The organism is Ilyomonas limi (genome assembly GCF_005233845.1).
In the GTDB taxonomy this organism is placed as follows: domain Bacteria; phylum Bacteroidota; class Bacteroidia; order Chitinophagales; family Chitinophagaceae; genus Ilyomonas; species Ilyomonas limi.
The window spans coordinates 126,057-148,844 of record NZ_SZQL01000012.1 but is presented as its reverse complement, the minus strand read 5'-3'; the positions used below and the strand labels follow the sequence as shown (position 1 = coordinate 148,844).

The following is a 22,788-nucleotide window of genomic DNA, read 5'->3' as shown; positions in this document are numbered from 1 at the left end:
ACATATAACCTATGAGATGGAAATTACTATCCTCAGGCGACAAAGCCACCTACGCGCTCATCTTTGAAAGCGGTGATGAAGTGGTAGAAACGATGAAAACTTTTGCCAATGAGCACAGTTTAAAAGCCAGCAGTTTTAAGGCAGTGGGTGCCTTTAGCGAAGCAATGCTTGGCTATTTTGATTACACCATAAAAGACTACAAAAAAATACCGGTAAATGAGCAGGTAGAAGTGCTGTCTTTAATTGGAGATGTGGCATTGTATGGCGATGAGTCTCAAGTACACATTCACGTGGTATTGGGCAGAGAAAACGGCAATGCTATTGGCGGGCATTTATTACAGGCAAAAGTGCATCCAACACTAGAAGTAATACTGGAAGAGTCTCCTTCTTATTTGCAAAAGCGTATGGATGAAGAAACCGGTTTGGCACTAATAGTGATTGATTAAGGTCAAAAACAAATTATTGTATTTCCTGTTGCTATGCATTAAAGCATTTCTATGATACGTAATGCGCATTTTAAAATAAAAAGTCATGACAGATAATCAAACATTTAAAGACAAAGTAGTAGTTATTACCGGCGGCAGTGGTGGTGTGGGCAGGGCAACTGCCTGGGAGTTTGCGAAGCAAGGCGCTAAAGTGGTGGTGTTGGCAAGAGGACAGGAACAACTGGATGGAACGAAAAAAGAAATAGAACAATATGGCGGCAAAGCGTTGTGCATACCCACCGACGTAGCAAACCCTGATGCGGTGGAAGCTGCGGCAGAACAGGCAGAAAGAGAATTTGGACCTATTGATGTATGGATAAACAATGCGATGAATAGTGTGTTTGCGCCCTTTAAAGAAATAAAGCCCGAAGAGTTCAAACGAGTAACCGAGGTAACTTATTTAGGACAGGTATATGGCACTATGTCGGCACTAAAAAGAATGTTGCCCAGAAACAAAGGCGTCATCATTTTTGTAGGCTCTGCGCTGGCGTATCGGGGCATTCCGTTACAAAGTGCTTATTGCGGTTCCAAGCATGGCATACAAGGTTTGTTTGATTCGCTCCGTACCGAACTGATGCACGATAAAACCAATGTAAAAATATGCATGGTGCAACTGCCGGCTATGAATACTACACAGTTTGGCTGGGTGCTTAGCAAGTTGCCCAACAAGCCGCGCCCGATGGGCAAAGTATATCAGCCTGAGGTTGCTGCAAAAGCTATCGTATTTGCTGCTGCCAATCCACGCCGCGAAGTGTGGGTAGGCTATCCTACATACGAAGCAATCATTGGCAATAAAATTGCACCGTGGTATGCCGACTGGGTGCTGTCGAGAACCGGCTTTAAAGGTCAGCAAACAAACCAAAAAGCATCACCCAACCGGAAAAATAATGTATGGGAACCAGTGCCGGAAGACCGCGGTGCGCATGGCAATTTCAAAGATATATCTCACAACAAAAGCTTTACCCTATGGGCAGGCATGCACCGCACTGCTATGCGGATAGCAGCCGGTGCGGCAGTTATTGGTTTGATAGCATTGCTGGGAGGTAATAAAGATTGAAGTTATTACTTTAAACAAAAGCAATGGTGCATTTTACAGTATGAATAAACAGCAAACTTCAGAACGCTATCCGCCTATTGAAAACTATGGAGTCATCGGCAACCTCAACACGGTAGCACTGGTATCGCTTAATTGCTCTATAGATTTTTTATCCTACACCCGTTTCGATTCGCCTACCATCTTTTGCAAGCTGCTGGATGCGGACAAGGGTGGCAGTTTTTCGGTGTGCCCCGAAATGGTGAATATGGTATCCAAGCAGTTATACCTGCCCGATACCAATGTACTGGTAACCCGTTTTTTTGCAGAAGAAGGTATTGCCGAAATAATAGATTTTATGCCTATCCAGGATGGCAATCATGGCTGTACTATCATTCGCAAAATAGCTACTATACGAGGCAGAATAAAATACAACATGCGCTGCTCGCCGCGTTTCAACTATGCCGATACAGGGCATAGAATACATGAGGAGAAGGATGCTTATATATTTACACCCAACAAAGGCGACCAACCTCCTTTTAAATTGTACAGTACCCGCCCGCTCACCCGCGATGGGCAGGATGCAACTGCTTCTTTTACCTTAAAGGAAGGAGAATACACCTGTATGGTACTGGACGCACACGAAAAAAAAGGAAGTGTAAAAGGAAAATTAGAAGATTATGTAGAGAACAGCTACCAGGCAACCATACGCTTTTGGCAAAACTGGCTGTCAAACTGCACATATAATGGTCGCTGGCGCGAAGAAGTAAACCGCTCGGCATTAGCGCTCAAATTATTATTCTCCAAACAATATGGTTCCATTATAGCCGCTGCGACTACCAGCCTGCCAGAAACCATTGGCGGCGAGCGCAACTGGGATTACCGTTATACCTGGATACGCGATGCAGCTTTCTCCATGCATGCTTTTCTCGAGCTTGGTTTTATGGACGAAGCAAAAGCATTTCTGCAATGGGTAAGAAAGCGAAGCACCGATGAAGAACTGCAACTAATGTTTGCCATTGATGGCAGAACCGACCTGAAAGAACTTGAGCTGGCGTATATGGAAGGATATAAAGGCTCGCAGCCGGTGCGTATAGGCAATGCTGCACATGCTCAGGATCAGATGGATATTTACGGCGAGTTGCTGGAAACTATTTATATCTATGTAACGCATGGTGGCGACCTCACCTATGATTACTGGAAAATAATAGTAGAATACATTGATTATGTAATAGAAAACTGGCACAAGCCCGACTGCAGTATATGGGAAGTACGTGGCGAAGAAAGAGAATTTCTTTTTTCGCGCATGATGTGCTGGGTAGCGATGGACCGGGCCATTAAAATAGCCGACCACTTTTCGTTTCCGTACGACTTCTTACAATGGCGCACTGTACGCGATGATATATACAAAGACATTTACGAAAATTTCTGGAATGAAAAAAAGCAATCTTTTGTACAATCGAAAGGCTCTTACATTGTAGATGCAAGTGCACTGCTGATGCCAATATTGAATGTCATCTCTCCTTTCTCCAGAAAATGGGAACTTACCATGGATGCCATTGACCGCGACCTGCGCTCCGATGTACTCGTATATCGCTATCGCGAAGACAGTGATGAGGTGGATGGTTTGAAAGGCAAAGAAGGCACGTTTACCATTTGCTCCTTTTGGCATGTTGAATGCCTGGCACTCAGCGGGCGTTTAGAAGAAGCGAAAGAACATTTTGAGAAGATGCTCGGCTATGCTAATCACCTTGGTTTGTACTCCGAGCAAATAGGTATGCGCGGCGAGCACCTGGGCAATTTTCCGCAGGCTTTTACCCACCTCTCTTTGATAAGTGCTGCGGTTGAAATAGACAAACAGGAATTAGCACACCGCAAAACCCTTCCATTTTTACACAAGGAAATGAAGTAAGCAGCTTTGCATTTTATAAACCACCGCAGTTTTTGTTAACTGTAGAGTTTTATTCAGTAAACCTGAAACATACTTTCGCTGTATAAGCAATTATTTATTTTTACAGTTACCCCATTCAAATTAATCATCCACAATACACAACTGGTGCATACTTACGCTGCCAGCTTCTCCAGTATTCGTACCTCATCTACTACTACCATACTTATCATTTCAAATTGGTCGTAAATGGTTTTTAAATCGGATAATGTTTTTCTTACTGTTGTTTCCAGTTCTGCCCTGCCGCTTGCTACTTCGTGGCGGCGCAATACCAGCAGTTCATTTACTTTCTTGCTTACTGGTATGGCAGGCTTTATTTGCGAAGCTGCTACTGTTTGATGATGTTCCAAAGCTTCGGCAGCTATTTGAAATTGTTTGTTGATTTGTTTAATAATAGGCACAAATTCATCAGAAGCATATTTATGCGCATTCCGTTGTGCGTAATAAGACAGCGAGGCAATATAAGAAGTAAGTGTATGGTTGGTGGCAACAAACTGGTGATAATGCTCCATTTTTACCTGCTTATTTTTCGGCTCAGACAGCATCCGCTGAAAAGTATCGGATAAATTGGCTAATGCTACAAAAGCATTCTTACGATATAATTTATAAAACGTCACATTCACCTGCTCACCGGTAAACATACAAGCCACCACATTGAAATATTTACGGTTTGCTTCCAAAGCTTCTTTTATTAAGCGGTCAATCTGCTCATGCTCCCACACAGGTAAGACCCATGCAGCCATAATAAATGCGATGACCGAGCCGATAATTGTATCTGCTACACGGTCACTTAATGCCTGGTGAAAGCCGCTTGGTCCTAAAAAACCAAGACTGATAAGAAGATACAGCGTAATAAAGGCACTGCTGATAAAGTAATTGATTCTTAATAAACTGTATGCCAATACCATGGTAATGATGAGCAGGATGAATAAGGCTGTTGTATCCTTTATCAGATAAATAATCAAAAAACCAACTGCTGCACCAGCGAGTGTACCTGCTACACGTTGCAGGTTGCGCTGGCGCGTAATGCTGTATGCCGGTTTTATGATAACCGCAATGGTAAGCAGTATCCAATAGCTGTGACCAAGCGGATAAAACAATGAAATAAAATAACCAACCAGCAAAGCCACCGTAAGACGTACCGCATGACGGAAATTGGAAGATTTCAATGTCAGATTGTTGAGCAGCAGTTTAGGATCCATTTCTGTATGTGATGTAAACTTTTCCAGTTCCACATCGTTCCGGTATTCACGGCTTATCATCTTATCATAGCGCGTACTACGGTGCAACCGCTTGATGCGTTCTGTAATATCCTGCAGGCTATAAATGATCTGGCGCAGCGCAATAAAGTCTTCAATGGTTTTGGTATTAATGTTTTCTTTACGCAAAACAATAAAGGCATCCATTGTTTTACGCTGCAGCGCATCCAGGTCTATGCTGTTTTGCGATGGCATACCGCGCTGCAGAGCCAGTCCAATATCGTGCAAATCGGCAGCAAGAATTTGCAATTGCGCTGCAATTGTTTCCAAAATACCGTCTTTTTCAAACTTTTTGTGCAACACAGCATAATCGTATTGCGATGTCATAATACGTTCCAGCAAATCAATGCTATCCAAAAAAATAGACATCAGCACGCGGCCACGCACAGAAGTTTCAGCTACAATCCGGCGCGTTTTATACAGTATTTCGCGTAATTCTTCTTGCTCCTGCCGTATCGTAATCTGGCTTTGCATAAGCAAGTTTTGCAGTTCGGCATAGTCTGGGTTGTCTTCATAAAACTTTGCTTTTACTTCGAGGTAATTAGCCAGCTCAATAATATGGTTGCCTACCAGTTGCTGTATCATTTTGTAGGGCCGCAGGGTGTGCAGCAATAAACTCAGGATGGTGTACCAAACGCCGCCTGCTGTAAATAAAAGCGCTTCCTTCAGCACATTCATGTGTCCTGCAAGGTGCCCGTCTATATTGAATATAAAAACAATGAGTGCTACCAGGCCGATAGAACTTGCGCGACTGCCATATACAGCTATCAGCGAGAGCAACATGCCAAAAAAAACAATAGCCGGCGTTACAAGCCACACATTTGCATGCAGGCTGCCGGAAATAATGATAACTGCAAAATTGACCAGCATGCCGGTTACCAGTCCATTAATGCGGTGTCTAACCGGACCGGGGCTGTCGGTAAGTCCCGTAAACATAGCGCCAAGCGGCAATATAATCATTGCGCCCAGCAGATTATAATGGTATAAAATAAGAGAAGGAATGAGGGCGGCAGCCGTCATGCGGATACCGGTGTACAGGTTTTGACTGCTTAAAAAGTTCCGGATTTTGTTGGTGGCTTCCATTAGCGGAAAGTTAGTACTCAGCTACCAAAAAGTAGCCGTTCTTAAAGTATAATTAAAATAATCAACATTTTATGAACATGATTTTTTCGCTTCTATATTTGGTATCAAATTAGTATTTCTAAAAACATTAGTTAATAAAAACGTGAGGAGATGGAAAGGGAATTAATATTACTTGCGCCTAAGGATTCTGTTCTTACCGCTGAAGAAATTGAGATTGAAAAGCGAAACATGAAAAAGTTGTTTCCTTATATTGAATCTTTCAATGCGTTTCTTATTACCAACGAAATTTTAGACGTAGTAGAGCGGAAAAAAATTACAGGTCGTCACCGCCTGCTGAGAGCTTTTTGCGGCGAAAGGTCGGAGCACGAACTTTTTATTATTTGCAACAACTAAAAAGAAAGCGTGAGTACACACCTACGCTTTCTTTTTAGCGATATACTCATTTAACGTTTTAACGTTTAAAGCCCGGCATGCGTCCCATTCCTGCCGGCATGTTATTCATCATCTTCATCATGCTGCGCATCTGGTCAAATTGCTTCATAAATGCATTCACATCGCTCATTTGTTTTCCGCTGCCTTTGGCAATGCGCATTTTACGCCGTTGATCAATAATATCGGGGTTTGCACGTTCCTGTGGCGTCATAGAGTGTATAATAGCTTCCACACCTTTAAAGGCATCATCGCTGATATCTATATCTTTTATGGCTTTACCTACACCCGGAATCATTGCCATCAGGTCTTTCAGGTTGCCCATTTTCTTTATCTGCTGCAATTGATCCAGAAAATCCTGAAAATCAAACTGGTTTCTGCGTATTTTTTTCTCCAGTTTTTTCGCCTGTTCCTCATCAAACTGTTCCTGCGCTTTTTCTACCAGCGATACAATATCGCCCATACCCAAAATGCGCTGCGCCATACGGTCGGGATAAAACACATCGAGTGTTTCCATTTTTTCGCCGCTGCTTACAAATTTGATAGGCTTTTGTACCGTGTATTTGATAGATAAAGCCGCACCGCCACGCGTATCACCATCCAGTTTGGTAAGCACTACACCGCTGAAATTGAGGCGGTCGTTAAAGGCTTTTGCCGTATTCACCGCATCCTGACCGGTCATGCTGTCCACTACAAACAATATTTCGGTAGGATTTACCGCATTTTTGATGTTGGCCACTTCGGTCATCATTGTTTCATCAATAGCTAAGCGGCCTGCGGTATCTATAATTACTACATTTTTATTCTTTGTTTTTGCCTCATTTATTGCGTTTTGGGCAATTGCCACCGCATCTTTATTGTCCCTTTCGGCATATACTTCCACACCTATCTGGTTGGCAAGCACCGTAAGCTGATCAATTGCCGCCGGGCGGTAAATATCTGCTGCTACCAGCAGTGGAGCTTTGCCCTTTTTGGTTTTAAGATAATTAGCCAGCTTGCCGCTGAAAGTAGTTTTACCGCTACCCTGCAAGCCGGCAATGAGTATCACTGCCGGGTTACCGCTGCTATTGAAGTTGGCTTCGGTGCCGCCCATCAGTTCAGTGAGTTCATCGCGCACAATTTTTACCATCAATTGTCCGGGGCTGATGGCGTTCAATACTTTTTCGCCCAGCGCCTTATCTTTTACTTTATCAGTAAACTCTTTAGCTATCTTATAGTTTACGTCAGCATCTATGAGTGCGCGGCGTATATCTTTTACGGTATTGGCAATGTTGAGGTCCGATATTTTGGCTTCGCCTTTCAGGTTCTTAAATGCCCCTTCCAGTCGCTCGGATAAACTGTTAAACATGTATCTGTTATTTAAATCTTTTAAATAAATTATCTTATTAAGAGTTGCCAAATGCAAGCTATGCCCGCTTTCAGCAAGGCTGCGAAGTTAATAATCAAAAAAATAGATTAGCAAAGCGGTTAAAGAAATATAGCAGCTTAGTTTAAAAATAAAAAAGCGAATGCGCTTTGGCATTCACTTTACCCTTCGTCTCTTGCACACAATTATTTTTGTACCATCAGTTTATAGGTATATACAAACCTGTCGCGCGTAAATACCTTTATAATGTACATACCGTCTGAAAAATTACCTAGATCAACACTGTTATTGCCGGTTTTTATAATGTTCTTATACACCGGCGTACCATTGGTGTTGTAAATCACTACCTGTCCATTATCTTCTCCTTTAATGCTATTAATGTAAATATTGGTAGCACCGGATGCAGGATTGGGAAATAACCGCATATTAGCCGAACTGGTGCCTCGCTGGTACAAAACAGGCGTGTAAGTATATGCATTCATTACCACGTTGTTTTGTGGTACGGTAGTATCCTGCTGTGCTTTAAGGGTGTTTGTAGCTGCCAGCATCATCACTGGTAATGCTAATGCAACAAGTAAATTTCTGTACCTCATATTCATTACTTTTACTATAAAAACCAATTGTAATACCGTGCCAAAGTATTGAGTGCAAATGGTTTTTAACTGTGGAAGCGAGTGGCAGTATTGTTGCTTTTTTTGCTACTTTGCACACTTTATTACACACAACTTACAGAATATGATACAGCGTTCACAGACACTCTGGTTGCTGCTTGCGGCAGTTTGCGCTTTTCTCACCTTTATATTTCCGTTTTACAACCTTAATACACTTTTGGTAACCGATTCGGGTGAGTTTACGGCAACGCATCACATTGTTATAACTATACTCACTTCTATCCTGGGCGCCTTGTGTTTGTTTCTGATATTTTTATATAAAAACCGAAAGTTGCAACTGCGGCTGTCATTCGTAGCCCTCCTGCTAAGCGCCATAACCGTTTGGCTGTATTTTTATTATAAAGATGAATCGGTGAGCGGTGTTTCACTATTTTCCATCTTTACTTTTTTAATACCTATATTTATACTGATGGCAATACGCGGCATCTACCGCGATATTAAGCTGATAAAGAGTTTGGATAGAATAAGATAGAAAGGGAAAAATCAGTTAAGTTGCACTGATGGCAGCCGGTATAATTGCCCGTCGTAAACAAACAATTCTTCAATGGTATAAGTCCAGAAAGGATACAATGGAGATTTTCGCAGGTATTTTCAATTTCTTCTTTAGATAATGCACTGAAGGTAATCCAAATGCTTTGTGATTCCATACTCACCAGGTAACAATCCACTATACATTTATTGATGAGATAACCGATGTACGTGCGGTGCGGTGGTACCAACTGCATAAATTCTTCGGTTATCTCAAACGATATAATGACCTGGTACTTTTTCATTCATAAACAATTTACGTCCTCATAATCTCCAGTCAATCAATTCATTTACCCATTCTCCTTTGTAAGGAGCAGCAATGCGGATATAATTATCCGTATAGCCTTCCATCATGCCCTCTTTGTTGTGGTCTTCAAATAATACTTTGCGTGTTTGTCCGGCATGTTGCTGTGTAAAATACTGCATTTTCATGTAAGACAAATTGCGTAGTGTTTTATTACGCTGATGCCTGACATGAACCGGCACTACCGGCTCAATTTCCAGCGCTTTTGTATTATCTCTTTCGGAATAAGTAAAGACATGCAGATAGCTTATATCCAAACTGTGCAAAAAATCAAAGGTTTCTTTAAAATCTTCTTCTGTTTCACCCGGAAAACCTACAATCACATCCACACCAATACAGCACTGCGGCATCAGGCTTTTTATCCAGGCCACTCTTTCCGCATACAACTCGCGGCGGTAGCGGCGGCGCATGGCACCCAGTATTTTATTGCTGCCGCTTTGCAGCGGGATATGAAAATGCGGCATAAACCTGTTGCTACCGGCTACAAAAGAGATAATCTCATTGGTGAGCAAATTGGGCTCTATCGAAGAAATGCGGTAACGCTCAACACCTTCTACTTTGTCCAAAGCAACAATCAGATCATAAAAGCTTTCTTCATTCTTTTTATTTCCATCGGGGCCTTTACCAAAATCCCCAAGGTTTACGCCCGTCAGCACAATTTCCTTTACGCCTTGCGCAGCCAATTGTTCGGCATTGGCAACTACATTGGCAATGTTGTCGCTGCGGCTTTTGCCACGTGCCATGGGTATCGTGCAAAAAGAACAGTTATAGTCACATCCATCCTGTACTTTTAAAAAGGTACGGGTTCTGTCGGCAATGGAAAAAGAAGCATTAAAACCCGTTACTTCTTCAATATCGCAACTGGAAATTTTGGCTGAATCGCCTTTGGTTAGTTCTTTCAGATGCTGGCTGATATTGAATTTTTCGGCAGCCCCCAATACCAAATCAACACCTTGAATCTCCGCAATTTCTTTAGGTTTTAATTGCGCGTAACAGCCGGTAATCACCACCACACTTTCGGGCGAGCGGCGCTGTATGCGGCGCACCAACTGGCGGCATTCCTTATCAGCATTATCGGTAACGGAGCAGGTATTAATCACATACACATCTGCCTCCTCATCAAAGCTCTTTTTCTCAAAGCCATCCCGCTCCAGCATACGCGAGAGTGTAGAGGTTTCAGAAAAATTGAGTTTGCAACCTAAAGTATGAAATGCTACGGAACGCCGCTGTGTCATAAGGGCGCAAAGATAAGATAGAGGAACTACTTATCTGAAAGCGTACAAAGCGGCTGCTTATCTTTTAGATTTCTTTACCACATAAATGACCGAACTGTACTTCGCTGCATTGCCAATTGCATTCATGTTGGAGCGCAGACCATTGATAAACGCACCCGGCAACCTGCTTTTACCGGTTTTATATTGCTCACTCAACATACTGATGTAGAAACTGTCAAACAGCATGGGCACATATTGGCTAATTGTAAAACCGTGCTGCTGCAACAATTTTTGCATGCTTTGCGGGGAAAAATGGTACAAATGACGCGGCACATCATAGGCTGCCCAAAATGCCTGATAGATATTGGCATCTAAACTGGTATAATTAGGCACCGCAATAATAAGTGTGCCGTTCTCTTTAAGAATACGCTCACAATTTTGCAAATAGCCGCGCAGGTCATGCACATGCTCCAGCACATGCCACATTGTTATCACATCAAAGCTTTGGCTATCAATTGAATAAAGCACTTCGGGCAATTGAAAGTTCAACTTGTATTTGTTAATTGCATTTTGCCGTGCGGTTTCATCCGGCTCTAGCCCCATTACATTCCAGCCTGCCTCCTGCATAATATGGGCAAAAGCGCCGGTGCCTGCTCCCACATCCAGCAGCGAGCCTTTTTGCAAGCCACTTACTTTTTGCACCAACTGCCTTTTTTTCTTCAGCGTAAATTTCCTTATCGCATGGTATAGCTGATTAATAACTCCCTGCTTGGTATCGGTATGAGAAATATAATGCGGCGATAAATAATATTTTCCCACTTCGCCGGGTGCAGGCGCATCCTGTGTAAAGCGCAAGGTGCATTGGCTGCATTGCCACACAGCAAAGACTTCTTTACTTACAGTAAAATCTTTCACCTGCAGCACCGGTTTTATTGCTTCACTTCCGCATGCAGGACAAGATGTATAATGGATAGTTTGGGGCATGGCGGCAAATATAGTATTTGGACAAATAGCATGTTTATAGCACACGCCTTCCTGTTGGCTGACAGGCGTGTGCTATAAAACAACTTTTACATTCTTTTCGCTTTCTTATGCTTAATTTTCCGCACGATGAGTAAGCAAACAAAAGGCTTCAAAGGCATACGAAACAATATCACTTTTTATCTTCCTTTCACCTGGTATTTTGTTGTATTTGCGGTGTGTTGTTTGGCGGGCTATAAATGGCTAAGCAGCCAACCCAGATTGCCCGATACAGCATATGCCGATATTTTCCCGCTGCTCATTCATATTGCCGTATTTTTTGTTGCGGTAATGCTTTCCATTTCATTGCTGTCGGTCCTCGCCTCTTTTTTGTTCTTTTTATATAAAAAAAATAAACAGGCAATTACATTTAAAATAGCAACCAAGCCTTTGCAAACAAAGAAAGGCGAGCAAAAGCAAACGGTTCAGTTAGATATTCATCCCATCTTGAAGCCTTTTTTGGGTTTTGTTAAAATCAGGCTGAAATACGATGAAGAACATTATTCCAAAAAGTTTTCGCTGATAGAACAATCACAAAAAAAGTTAATCAGTACAGCCATCGCCGGCACTTACAACTGGAAATTGCCGGAGATAAAGGAATACCAGATAGAAAAAGCCATTATTTATTTTGAAGATTTCTTCCAGTTTTTTTCGCTCGTATTACCCATAAATACAAGCAACCGTTTTTATACACAGCCGTTGGATGCAGCAGGCAAAGTGATGCAGGCTACGCCCCGCAAGACCGAAGAAACGAACACGCGTATTGAAGAACTAAAGCGGGTGGAAGGCGAATACATCAACTATAAAAATTTTGAAGGCAACGATGATGTACGCCGCATTGTGTGGAAGATTTATGCTAAAAACAAAGACCTGGTAGTTCGCATACCCGAAATACTCGACCCGTATGCTTCACATATTTACCTGTATGCTTCGTTTTTTGCCGGCGGTATGCCTCAGAATGAAATTATAGATGTGCCTTTTTTAAACTATTACAAAAGTAAAATCTGGAATATTTACCGCCAGTTGGTGCAGGAAGGTTTTGAAGTGCGTTATGTACCTGACCAACCCATTGCTGCGACCAATACCAATGATGTGCAGCAACAAGTAAAATACAGTATCAGTACGGGTAAGTGGCACAACGATAAAGACCTGAAACAGTATGTGCAGGCAAAAGATGCGGCAATGGTAGTTGTTTCGTCACTGAGCGATGCGGAACAGGTGAAGCAACTGGTGGATCAATATGGTAATGAAATTTCGTTTGTTTTTGTGCAATTGACCAACAGTTTACATCAATCGGGCATGGGCGACTGGCTGCAGTGGCTGTTTGTGCAAAACGAAAAAGACACGATCAATGAGTACCGGAGAAAATGGAACTTATCTTTTGCCCGAAACAAAATTCTTAACAACGAAAAACGGTTAAAAGAAATTATTGCGAAGTATGGAAAGGCGGTAAGTGTGTGATTGTATTACCGCGATGGTGCGAAGAATACAAATATTCTCTTCTATTTTCTAAATTCTACTTCGCGTCTCAGCTGTTAAAACAATTACCATTTACTAAACTTTTCCCTTTTTATTTTTACTTACAAAACAACATTCGATACAACAGGAGCATATTTCATGAGGATTGGTAGAATACATAGCTATAAAAAGGTGATTGCGCAATTGCTGTTGCTGGCATTACCAACAGCCGCATTGATGTATTATGATTTTTGGGATGCTAACCGTTTTTTTTCTATTCTGCAAAATGACTGGCTGCTGCAGGGTAGCTACTTTTTGGCAGGATTAGCATTGTCCACTGTTTTTTATTCTTACCGCTTCCGGTTTATCACCACGGCAGCAGTGCTGGCGGTTATTTTGTTATTAGCTTATAAACTATTGGGCGCGCTGGTCGTCACGGAGTTTGGCTTCTTAATTACCATACAATTCTATATTTTCTGCGCCATCTTTTGTGCAGCCTGGATGGTAGGTTATGGCTTTAGCCGTGCACGATGGTTTACAATATTATGGAGCATCTTGTTGTTGGTCGTTCAGGTATTGATTGTAAGCAAAACTGCCGAAATAAAAGCAACGGCGTTGATTGGTGCTTTTCTGCCGGTGCTCGCGTATGCTGTGTATATTATTTACACTGCCGAACTGATACGCAATATGAACGAAGACGGGGCAGGCTTTGGCTGGTTTATAGGTAAAAGAATGATTGGTTTTGCCGTGGTGCTGGCGCTGTTGCTGGCAGGCACCTTTACTTATTTTCAGCAGGATTTTAAAGCCATCGAAAAAGAATGGGGCGGTATGCAGCCTGATTACAACAAGAAGGGCAACAGCGAAAGCATGACGAAGCAGGATAAAGATGGCACCATTAAAAATAAAGACCAGACCAGGCTTACCGGCTCGTTGAACAAAGGCAAAAGACTGGTATTTGTAGCCAAACTGGATAACTTTTTACCGGATGGCATTACACCTAATCCGTTATATTTTACAGCGTATTATTATACTAAATTTGATACGCTTACGCAAACCTTTGAGATGGATACCGCACACATGCCGTCCAATGATTTGTTTAAACCCGACCCTTCAAAAATTCCACTGTATTTTACGAGAACAGATTCTACCGTTATAAAAAATACACATGCCACGCTTAACCGCAAAGTGGTAAATGCGGATGTGTATAAAGTGCTGCTTTCGCCCAGCGAGTACTTAGCACCTTCTACCGCCTTTTCGTGCCAGCCCATTGGCGTGCCGCGGGAGTATCAGCAGCAATATGCCAGCGCTTACCGTGCTAAAATGTGGGTGAGCGATTTGAACAGTGCGTATTTTATTTACAACCCCGCAGGCAATAAATCGCTGGAAGATTTCCAGAAGCAGCGTTTTGATATTTTGCGCCGTATCAAGGATTTTCAGGGCTTAGATAAAACGTTTTACGATTATTATACCTTTATGCCCAACAATGAGGAGTATAAGAAAATTACGGCGCTGGCAAAGCAAATTACGGCTAATGCACAAACGCCAATTGATAAAATGCTGGCAATCAGAAATTACTTTTTAAGCAAGGATGAATTTGGCCAGCCGCTGTTTAAATATTCCGATAACCCCGGCATTCCCGGTATTCCGAGTGCGAGCAAACTCTCCTATTTCTTATTTGAAAACCGCAAAGGTTATTGTGCCTATTATGCGGGCGCTACCTTGTTTATGCTGCGCGCTTTGGGCATTCCTTCACGCCTGGCAGCAGGCTTTTTAACCATCGACAGAAGCAGTAAAAATCCTGGCTGGTATTGGTTCTACGAAGACCAGGCACATGCCTGGGTGCAGGCATATTTTCCGGGTTATGGCTGGATGGATTTTGACACTACTATTCCTGATGTAAATACCCAACAGGCATCGCAGCCCGACCAAACACCACCGTTGGATATGCAGCAGGTATATCTTGTGGCTGATGGTGAGGTAACAAACGTGGACACTGTAGGTAAACTGGTACAAATGAAAGTAAAGAATTTACTGTACCACGATCAGAATTATACTACAAATACCACTTTAGATCTATCAACCGATGCAAGCCGCGCTACCGTATCGGCAGATACAGCAACGGTGCCTTTGAGTGCTTTGAAAAAAGGCATGCACATTACGGCTGCCTCGTATGCGGCTGTGTTGAAAAATATAGAAGCTACGGCAAAAGATAGTATGCTTTCTATATTCAAGAAAATACCCAATCCCGTGCCGGTAGATGAAATAAAAATCATTGAAAAAGACGAAGCGAAAAAGCTGAATAAAAAAGAACAATTAGCAGCCAGCAAGCCGATAGATTGGGTAAAAATGATGTGGGCTTCACTGGCGGCTGTTGCTACTTTTATCCTATTGCTGTTCTTAACACCGTACTTTATTTGGGTGTATTACAATAGCCGTGCAAAGCGTAATAATGGTAATGCACGTTTAGCCGCCTTCAATAAATATCGCGCTGCAAGTTATTATCTAAATCAGCTTGGCTACAGCCGTGCAATGATGGGTCCGCAGCAATATGCGTTGCAAACCGATGAACAGTTTGGCACCCGTTTTTCTCCGTTCATTGCCATTTATCAAAAAGCAAAATACAGCTCATCATCATTAACGCCACGGGAAGAAGAAATTGTTGCGCATTTTTACAATGATTTCATTACCCAGGTAGATAAAAATGTTCCCTTTAAAACAAGGTTCAACAGGTTTTTAAATATATATAATACTATTGGGTATTTTTCTCAACCTAAATAAACAATAAGCATGGAAGCAATAGCAACAGAAATGAACATACAAATGGAGCAGGCGCTGGAGAATATCCAAAAACTGACGGATAATATTGAAACGGTGATACGCGGCAAGCGCACGCAAATACAATTTATACTCACGGCTTTATTGGCCAAAGGTCATATTTTAATAGAAGATAATCCCGGTACCGGCAAAACCGTGATGGCAAAAACGTTAGCCAAAAGCATTTCGGGCTTGCACCATGCAGGTGGCGCCGATTTTAAACGCATACAATTTACACCCGATTTGCTGCCCATGGACCTCATTGGCTCGCACATATTTGATGATATAAAAAAGGAATTTATTTTTAAAAAAGGACCGCTGTTTTGCAATGTATTGCTGGCAGATGAAATTAACCGTGCTTCGCCCAAAGTACAATCGGCATTGCTGGAGTGTATGGCTGAAAACCAGATAACAATGGGCGATGTAACCTATCCGCTGGAGCGCTTATTTTTTACCATCGCTACGCAAAACCCGGTGGAAATGGAAGGCACTTATCCGCTGCCGGCGGCACAGTTAGACCGGTTCTTTTTAAAGATATATTTTGGCTATGTGGATGAAACGACGGAGCTGAATATTTATAAAGATTACCTCGGCATCCAAAGCAACCTGGAGCATATACAGCAGGTGCTGAGCATGGATGAAATTTTGTTTTTGCAGGACGAAGCAGAGAAGGTTTTTATACACGATGAAATTATTGCTGCTGTACGAAATATTGTAACGGAAACACGTCGTCATCCAGATATTGTGTTGGGCGCTTCTACACGTAGCGGCATTACATTTTTAAAATGCCTCAAAGCTTTTGCACTGGTAAACGGGCGCACGTTTGTAACCGAAGACGACATCCAGATTATTACACAGGCAGTGCTGGATCACCGCTTAATTTACCGCAACCGAGAAGCAAAACAAAAAGCACTAAGCAATATTTTGGAAAAAGAAATGAGCCGCTTAAGCAAATTAAAACTGGAATATTAAAATTTTAAACAGCGATAAATGAAGTAATAAAATGTGTAGTTTTACAACACTGCATAATAAGTTAGTTGAATGTTTTTTGCTGCAGTCCTAAAGCCTTTAAAAAAGCTGCCCACAGTATGGCTGCAAACAAATAAACACTGATTTCATAATGTTTCAATAAAATTTTTTACAGCATTATTAAAAATACGGTTAGCCAATATTACCGGAACATTATGAAAGAAGACTACGATTTTCACAGTTAATATTCATCTGGAATAGTTACCATCATCGAATAAGCAACGATACATAATGGTTGAACCAGCAGTGAGCATTTTACTATGAAAAAAAACTTGTAAAACATTAAACACTAATTCAATATTACTTAAAAAACATTTTGTCGCATGGAAAATGTAATAGTAAACCTGCTGAGCGATGAAGCCTTACAGGAGCTGAAAGAAATGGAACGCAACAAAAAGATTCAGATTTTGAGTGAAGCAGATGTAGCCAGCCTACAGGCACGCAAAGAAGAGATGCTTAGGGAGATTGATAATTATACGTACGAAAATATATTGAAGAATTTAAAAAGTTCGGATAGCTGATGAGTCGTTTGTTTGTGTTGTATATCGTATGCTGTTTTGCCTTCCGCTGTTTTGCGCAGGAAGACAAAACGGCTGCCCGCTACGAAATAGATGCCAAAAGAATAGGCGTTGATTTTTCGGATAAAGATGCGCTGCCACGCAGCCGCGAGTTTTTGCGGATTGACAGCACCTATTATGTAGGCTGGATGTACGAAGGCATGTACAAGTACAACCGCAGCGCCGATTATCTGGGTTATAAAAATGCCATTGCACCGCTACGTAAATCGTTGGATTTGCTGGAAAAAGATTACGATCCGGTACTTCGCAATATTTATTCATCCATATCTTATTTTTCGCAACATGTACAGCGCTATCAGGATATGATAGTAATAACCAATGCGCTGAATAAATGCTACGATAATATAGAAATGCCCGACTCAGTGATGGCGGTGCTGGATGAAATTGAAAGCTATCATTTTCAGCGCGATTATTTTGGCATTTATTTTCAGCGGGCATGGGAGTATCATCGTAACCGTTTTTTTACAAGTGACAAGTTTGATTTCCTAAAAAATTCTATTGCCGCCAACGAGCAGGCAGCCTTTGCCAGTTGCTACCAGGGCTTTGCACAAATAGAAGATAACAAAGCAATGAATGATGCCTGGTTTGGACCAGGGCAAGCCAACCAAAGCCGCGTACAGATTTATCATTATCTCGCGCTGCTTCATTCTTACAACAAAAACTATGATAGCAGCGAATATTATTATCAATTACTGGCAGAAAACGGCGCTATATCATGGAATAATTATGGCAATTTGCAAGGAGAAATAGGCCGGTTTGCCAATGCCATTGAGTATTACAGCAAAGACATGTATGCCGGCGAGCCGGGTATGTTGCAGGAGCCATTTTATTATTTGCCACAGTTGTATGTGTATGGCGGCGATACCAAAAAAGCCATTAAAATGTGCGATGATATTATTAGTCAAAACGGTTCTACACCAGGTTTTGGCTGGTACAATATTGGGCTTGCGCGCAGCTATATGTACGATGGACAATTGGATAGCGCGCAATTTGCTTTGAACAAAGCAGCCGGTTTTAAAGAGTTGCACATCGGCACTACGCTATCGCAAACGCAGTATGATTTTACTATCAGTTTATTAAAAGCGGAACTGCTTGACCGGCAAATATCACAGGTAAAGTTTTTAAACCGTGGCTGGTGGTATTCACCCACCGCACTTGCAAAAATTGCTTCGCTAAAAATACAGCGGCTGATGGCAGATTATGTAGCGGTAAATGAGTTGGCTAACAACCCCGACCGTACACGACTAGTGTATGATTTGTTTTGCGGTGAATCTACCACTACGTATGATGAAGCATGGTATCTGTTGAAGAATTTTAGTCCTAAATACTTCCGCAATAAGTATGAAGATTATCAGCGAACGGATAACCGGCAAAACATACAACGGTATTTTAAGTTGTTTGCAGCACAGTTTAAAGAAGAAAACGGTGATAAGGATGAAGCATTGACCGACTATGAAAATATTGTAAAAACAACCTTGCTGGATACGGCTAATGAAAAACTGTTTTTAGGTCGTTTATACGAAGATTTATCGCGTGGCTATAAAGGTTATAGAAACGAGCGGGACAACTACAATTTATATCGCAATATCTTGATGGAAGTATATCCGCAGCTGGCACCTTTTTCCAATATTGCCATGCCGGTACAGTTACATGTTTTAGGTGTGGAAGATGATGCTACCAACCAGGTGATGAAAGATGTGAAAAGGTGTAATATTGATTTTGATACACCCAACAATGCCGCCAATGCTACTATTGAATTTATCAAAAAGGGCGATAGATATGAAGCCACCATCAACGTAAAAAGTGCTTACGGAAAGACCATTGTGACTAATCAAAAACTGGTGTTTAAAGATACGGAAGGTGTAGGTGGCGAACTGGCATTACGCCTCTTTGCAAAAGGTGGCGCAATGGTGTACGAAAAGCCGGTAGATACTAATGGATGATTGTTTTTTCGCCAGCAAAGCAAAATCTCTGTTTAGCCTGACTGTTACATACACCTTTCAGCTATTTTGAAAAACAGTTTCCAATATTTCCTGTCCTTCCTGTTGCCGGCGAATGCGTTGCTCCATGCGGTCGAGCACTTCTACAAAGCCGAGGTATAATTCTTCTTTTTCGCCATAATGCTGCGGTAAAGTATTAATGAGAATAAGCGTGATGTTTTCCAGGTATTTCCTGCCGCCCGGCTGGCAGAAAAAACGTTCTACCAGGCTGGTATCACCTTTACTGATAGCGTGGATAATGTTTTTGAAATGCTCATTCATGAAGGCAAAGGTGGTGGTAAGTCGGGAAAAAGAAAAGTTAGTTTTGAGTGGTTCGCTTTATTGCGATGACACATGTTTTTATGCGGTGGTATTAGATGCTAATTTGCAATGAATATTCGCTATTTTCGAATGATTCCTGAGAATCATTTTTATCCATTCTTTAAGTTGCACTTTGCTGATACCTCGAAGAACATGGGTATTCATTTACTGTTTGCTACCTTTTGTTCAATGTAGCAAACAGTAAATAGTCTGAATTATTTTGCAGTTATGAAACTATACTATACATTATTACACATTATGGTCTGATGCAATTAATTGGACGAGATCAGGTATAAGTATATTAAGTATATTTTGTTTGGAAATTTCAAACCCCTATCTTGATTACATTGTCGATGTCTTTTAATCTAATTGCAATAAAAATATTCCTTGAAATTTTTTAATAAAACGTAACTTCTATAATGAGAGTTTTCGCTTTTTAAAAGCCAGGGTTTAAGCAGCCTTGTTAGTTACTTATTACAATATTTTTTACTCCCGTTGGTTTTGAACTATTTTTTAATCCTATATAAGGATAAGTGGAAAACAGTTAAAAAAGGTTATAAATACTACAATGGCAGAATTTACAAGACCTATATTTTTACTTCTATTGTTTTGCCGATTTTTATATTGTTTATAGCAAAACTCATTTATCAGTATATATTATAACCCTAAGCTCGCCTACATTTCCAATGGGCCCTCTTCTATACTGGCTATTCGTTTGGTGTTTTTCAATATAAGAGCAAACACTCAAAAGATAATGGCACAAGCAGATACTTGCGCCAAGTAAAAAAATTTGATTTGCCTATATCATCCAACAACATCTAATACTCTTCTTCTACGCACTGTTCTTCCATCACATGGTAGCTCCTAAAAGAGACAGTGTGGAATATAAAAATGCTGATAGTGTTCTAAACCTCGTCAGTGTTGATTAGTCTTTGATTTATCTACATCCCCGGCAGCTTAATACCATCGCCTTTTAAAGCTTGTATCAGCTTTTCCTGGATGATCAGTTTTGCATCAATAAAGCCATGCGCATTTACCCACACGCTTACCATTACTCTGTAACCATCGGGTTCTACCGTAGATACACCAATGCGGTATTGCGGCACCTTCAATACATTTTGCATGTTGTTGATTGCTGCGCTCAATGCATCATCCACCTGCTTAAACTCTATACCAAAATTGAATTTAAATACTACATCCAACCGGCGCGTGCCTTCGCGGCTGATATTGGTAATCACTTCATTAGACAGTTTGCTATTAGGAATAATGACCGTTTTATTATCATAAGTAGTTATTACGGTATAAAAGATCTCAATAGAATCTACCACCCCCTCTTGCCCCTGCGCAATAATACTATCGCCCACGCGGTAAGGCTTTAGCAACAGTATTAAAATACCACTTGTAAAATTTTGCAGTGTACCCGATAATGCCAGGCCTGCAGCAACGCCAAAAGATGCTATAAAGCTTGCAAATAAAGTAAGCTGCCAACCCAATACTTGTATTAATACCAGAAAAAGCAGAACATTAAGGCCAACATTAATCAAACCTATCAAAAAGGGTTTGAAAGTAGCGTCGACATTTCGCTTATCCATTATTTTATGCAGCCGTATAATGAGTAATCTTATCAGCCACAAGCCCAAAAACAAAAAAATAATAGCTAAAAGAATGCGTGGTCCAACAGTAATTACCCAAGTAGTAATGGTGTCATAAATTTTATCCCAATTCCATTTCACACTCAAAAATTTTGTATTAGTGTTACTAAAAATAATGCCACGGCAGCAAAGTAACAGCAACTTTAATCAGGCTCCGTGATATGGCTGCAAGCGACGAACTATAAGCCGCAGGCAAAATACATCACACCTCACACTATTGAAAATATCGCTGTACCATTTTCAATTAAGTAGCGGGATATACGCTTAGCTCGAAACGCTTAGTTTTCTGCTCGCAGCTTAAAGCTTACTGCTCGTGGCTTATATAGGTTAACTTATTTGAATCCGGCAAACAAGCTACATATCTCCTTTTTCTTTTTTATATTTTATACTAAAGAAAAGCAATGTTAAGTTGACTAAATCGGAGAAAATATTGGTGGCAATAATGGGAATATCCTTCTTTAAAAAACCGTAATACACCCACAAACTAATGCCTGTAATTAGTACTAACAGCATTACAGTTGATATACCTGAAGCATCTTTTTCCTTTATCGTTTTTATTAGTTGTGGCAGCAAAGAGGCAGCGGTAAAAACGCCGGCTATAATGCCAATTATCTCATTGTAATTCATGCAGTGCTGTAAATAAAAAACTGTACCTGTTTATGCAATGGAGTGTCTAAACGACAACTTTATTTTTATAGGGCAGGTATCTGTATCAATGTGGATGTTAGCAGCCATCTACGCCATACTCCCAGGAATTTATTACCAGGTTGATATACATGCAAAAGGAATTAAAAGATTTCAATTATTAAGCCTGATATGCTTTAGCGATGCGGCATTTGCCCGCAGATAAAATGTATGAGTAAGCGTGATTTTGCAGCATTAAACATATACGTTGCTAAAACACTCCATTTACCGCTACCTAAAGTGAAAGAAAAGTTTATTTGAGAAAGCCAAAATCTACCACACGGCGCAGGTATTTTTTATCCTGGATAACCCAGGTTACTTCGTAGCTGTCGTTGGCATCGCGGCTAAGCATATAAATGTAAATATTGCGTTTATCGGGAGAGAGGTACACACCGTTGTAGGACTTTTGGCTGCCGCCCTGCGAATAAGTAAACTGAGGATTATACAAATCAAAATAAGCCGTTGGCGGAATGGCGACGGTGTCTTTATCAACCACTACGGTAATAGAAGCCACTTGTGTCCTGGGCACCGATCCGTAATTGCCAAAATATGCTTTCTTATCTATTTTTACCAGGTATTTTTTCTCCTCATCAGCATAATCCATTTTGTGTTGTGTAGGAAAAAAAGGACTGCTTTTTATTTCCACATGAATGTTGTTGCCTTCAAACGTCATAAAGTTATTGCCATAATTTGTAGCGGCAATGCGCACTAGCGGCGTTTTCCCCACGCTTTCATCTATACCTGCCATAGTGAACGTTGCAAGGTCACCTTTGATATCTTTTTCAGCCATCTTTGTATAGCTGTCTTTTTTGCTGCGATAATCGGGCATATCGTCCTGCGCAATAGTGGAGAGCGCACTGGCGAAAAATAATAAACAAAATATCCAACGCATAAGTAGTATTTTTTATCAAAAATAAATATGCTCTTACAACG

At 41.1% G+C, this 22,788-nt stretch carries 20 protein-coding genes; 10 read left to right on the top strand and 10 right to left on the bottom strand.

Annotated features, from left to right (window positions below; translation table 11 throughout):
* The first annotated feature begins 11 nt into the window (after nucleotides 1-11).
* The 3 genes from FC093_RS15235 (at nucleotide 12) to FC093_RS15225 (ending at nucleotide 3,430) form a co-directional block, all read left to right on the top strand.
* Nucleotides 12-446 carry a PPC domain-containing DNA-binding protein gene (locus FC093_RS15235; RefSeq protein ID WP_137262662.1) on the top strand — a complete coding sequence of 145 codons (435 nt, stop codon included), beginning with the start codon at nucleotides 12-14 and terminating at the stop codon, nucleotides 444-446.
* A gap of 85 nt (nucleotides 447-531) precedes the next feature.
* Nucleotides 532-1,542: an SDR family oxidoreductase gene (locus tag FC093_RS15230; RefSeq protein ID WP_137262661.1), complete on the top strand. Its 1,011-nt coding sequence runs from the start codon at nucleotides 532-534 to the stop codon at nucleotides 1,540-1,542.
* Nucleotides 1,543-1,582: 40 nt separating this feature from the next.
* On the top strand, nucleotides 1,583-3,430 hold the full coding sequence (locus tag FC093_RS15225; protein WP_137262660.1) for a glycoside hydrolase family 15 protein: 1,848 nt from the start codon (nucleotides 1,583-1,585) through the stop codon (nucleotides 3,428-3,430).
* Between the two features lie 152 nt (nucleotides 3,431-3,582).
* On the opposite strand, the gene FC093_RS15220 is transcribed toward FC093_RS15225, so the two are convergent.
* Nucleotides 3,583-5,808: an FUSC family membrane protein gene (locus FC093_RS15220; protein ID WP_137262659.1), complete on the bottom strand. Its 2,226-nt coding sequence runs from the start codon at nucleotides 5,806-5,808 to the stop codon at nucleotides 3,583-3,585.
* Nucleotides 5,809-5,958: 150 nt separating this feature from the next.
* Here FC093_RS15220 and FC093_RS15215 point away from each other — a divergent pair, with 150 nt between their 5' ends.
* Nucleotides 5,959-6,201 carry a hypothetical protein gene (locus tag FC093_RS15215; protein WP_137262658.1) on the top strand — a complete coding sequence of 81 codons (243 nt, stop codon included), beginning with the start codon at nucleotides 5,959-5,961 and terminating at the stop codon, nucleotides 6,199-6,201.
* 58 nt (nucleotides 6,202-6,259) lie between these two features.
* Here FC093_RS15215 and ffh read toward each other — a convergent pair whose 3' ends face one another.
* Together ffh and FC093_RS15205 are read right to left on the bottom strand one after the other, a co-directional pair.
* The gene (gene ffh / locus FC093_RS15210; RefSeq protein ID WP_137262657.1) at nucleotides 6,260-7,585 is read right to left on the bottom strand and encodes a signal recognition particle protein; all 1,326 of its coding nucleotides are present in this window, start codon (nucleotides 7,583-7,585) and stop codon (nucleotides 6,260-6,262) included.
* 203 nt (nucleotides 7,586-7,788) lie between these two features.
* Nucleotides 7,789-8,196, bottom strand: coding sequence for a T9SS type A sorting domain-containing protein (locus FC093_RS15205; protein WP_170971109.1), 408 nt, complete (start codon nucleotides 8,194-8,196; stop codon nucleotides 7,789-7,791).
* 142 nt (nucleotides 8,197-8,338) lie between these two features.
* On the opposite strand from FC093_RS15205, the gene FC093_RS15200 reads away from it, so the two are divergent.
* Nucleotides 8,339-8,746, top strand: a complete 408-nt coding sequence (locus tag FC093_RS15200) for a DUF4293 domain-containing protein (protein WP_137262655.1) — start codon at nucleotides 8,339-8,341, stop codon at nucleotides 8,744-8,746.
* Here the strand turns inward: FC093_RS15200 and FC093_RS15195 are convergent.
* From FC093_RS15195 to FC093_RS15185, 3 genes are read right to left on the bottom strand one after another with little or no spacing between them, the layout of a single operon-like run.
* Nucleotides 8,712-9,047, bottom strand: a complete 336-nt coding sequence (locus FC093_RS15195) for a hypothetical protein (protein ID WP_137262654.1) — start codon at nucleotides 9,045-9,047, stop codon at nucleotides 8,712-8,714. The genes FC093_RS15200 and FC093_RS15195 overlap by 35 nt on opposite strands.
* A gap of 19 nt (nucleotides 9,048-9,066) precedes the next feature.
* The gene (mtaB, locus tag FC093_RS15190) at nucleotides 9,067-10,341 is read right to left on the bottom strand and encodes a tRNA (N(6)-L-threonylcarbamoyladenosine(37)-C(2))-methylthiotransferase MtaB (RefSeq protein WP_137262653.1); all 1,275 of its coding nucleotides are present in this window, start codon (nucleotides 10,339-10,341) and stop codon (nucleotides 9,067-9,069) included.
* A gap of 57 nt (nucleotides 10,342-10,398) precedes the next feature.
* Nucleotides 10,399-11,304, bottom strand: coding sequence for a class I SAM-dependent methyltransferase (locus tag FC093_RS15185; RefSeq protein ID WP_137262652.1), 906 nt, complete (start codon nucleotides 11,302-11,304; stop codon nucleotides 10,399-10,401).
* 126 nt (nucleotides 11,305-11,430) lie between these two features.
* Here FC093_RS15185 and FC093_RS15180 point away from each other — a divergent pair, with 126 nt between their 5' ends.
* The 5 genes from FC093_RS15180 to FC093_RS15160 all read left to right on the top strand — a co-directional run bounded on the left by FC093_RS15180 (nucleotide 11,431) and on the right by FC093_RS15160 (nucleotide 19,162).
* Nucleotides 11,431-12,801, top strand: coding sequence for a DUF58 domain-containing protein (locus tag FC093_RS15180; protein ID WP_137262651.1), 1,371 nt, complete (start codon nucleotides 11,431-11,433; stop codon nucleotides 12,799-12,801).
* Nucleotides 12,802-12,957: 156 nt separating this feature from the next.
* Nucleotides 12,958-15,576, top strand: a complete 2,619-nt coding sequence (locus tag FC093_RS15175) for a transglutaminase-like domain-containing protein (RefSeq protein WP_137262650.1) — start codon at nucleotides 12,958-12,960, stop codon at nucleotides 15,574-15,576.
* A 9-nt stretch (nucleotides 15,577-15,585) separates the two neighbouring features.
* Complete coding sequence (locus FC093_RS15170; RefSeq protein WP_206106584.1) at nucleotides 15,586-16,584, top strand: AAA family ATPase; 999 nt, start codon at nucleotides 15,586-15,588, stop codon at nucleotides 16,582-16,584.
* Between the two features lie 380 nt (nucleotides 16,585-16,964).
* Complete coding sequence (locus FC093_RS15165; RefSeq protein WP_137262649.1) at nucleotides 16,965-17,162, top strand: hypothetical protein; 198 nt, start codon at nucleotides 16,965-16,967, stop codon at nucleotides 17,160-17,162.
* A complete protein-coding gene (locus FC093_RS15160) occupies nucleotides 17,162-19,162 on the top strand; it encodes a tetratricopeptide repeat protein (protein ID WP_137262648.1) in 2,001 nt (666 codons plus the stop codon). The genes FC093_RS15165 and FC093_RS15160 overlap by 1 nt, the downstream gene beginning before the upstream one ends.
* A gap of 57 nt (nucleotides 19,163-19,219) precedes the next feature.
* On the opposite strand, the gene FC093_RS15155 is transcribed toward FC093_RS15160, so the two are convergent.
* The 4 genes from FC093_RS15155 to FC093_RS15140 form a co-directional block, all read right to left on the bottom strand.
* Nucleotides 19,220-19,480 carry a hypothetical protein gene (locus FC093_RS15155; RefSeq protein ID WP_137262647.1) on the bottom strand — a complete coding sequence of 87 codons (261 nt, stop codon included), beginning with the start codon at nucleotides 19,478-19,480 and terminating at the stop codon, nucleotides 19,220-19,222.
* A gap of 980 nt (nucleotides 19,481-20,460) precedes the next feature.
* Nucleotides 20,461-21,252, bottom strand: coding sequence for a mechanosensitive ion channel family protein (locus FC093_RS15150; RefSeq protein ID WP_137262646.1), 792 nt, complete (start codon nucleotides 21,250-21,252; stop codon nucleotides 20,461-20,463).
* Between the two features lie 273 nt (nucleotides 21,253-21,525).
* Nucleotides 21,526-21,798 (bottom strand): SemiSWEET transporter, encoded by a 273-nt coding sequence (locus FC093_RS15145; RefSeq protein ID WP_137262645.1) that lies wholly within the window; start codon nucleotides 21,796-21,798, stop codon nucleotides 21,526-21,528.
* A gap of 310 nt (nucleotides 21,799-22,108) precedes the next feature.
* Complete coding sequence (locus FC093_RS15140) at nucleotides 22,109-22,747, bottom strand: hypothetical protein (protein WP_137262644.1); 639 nt, start codon at nucleotides 22,745-22,747, stop codon at nucleotides 22,109-22,111.
* Nucleotides 22,748-22,788 lie beyond the last annotated feature (41 nt).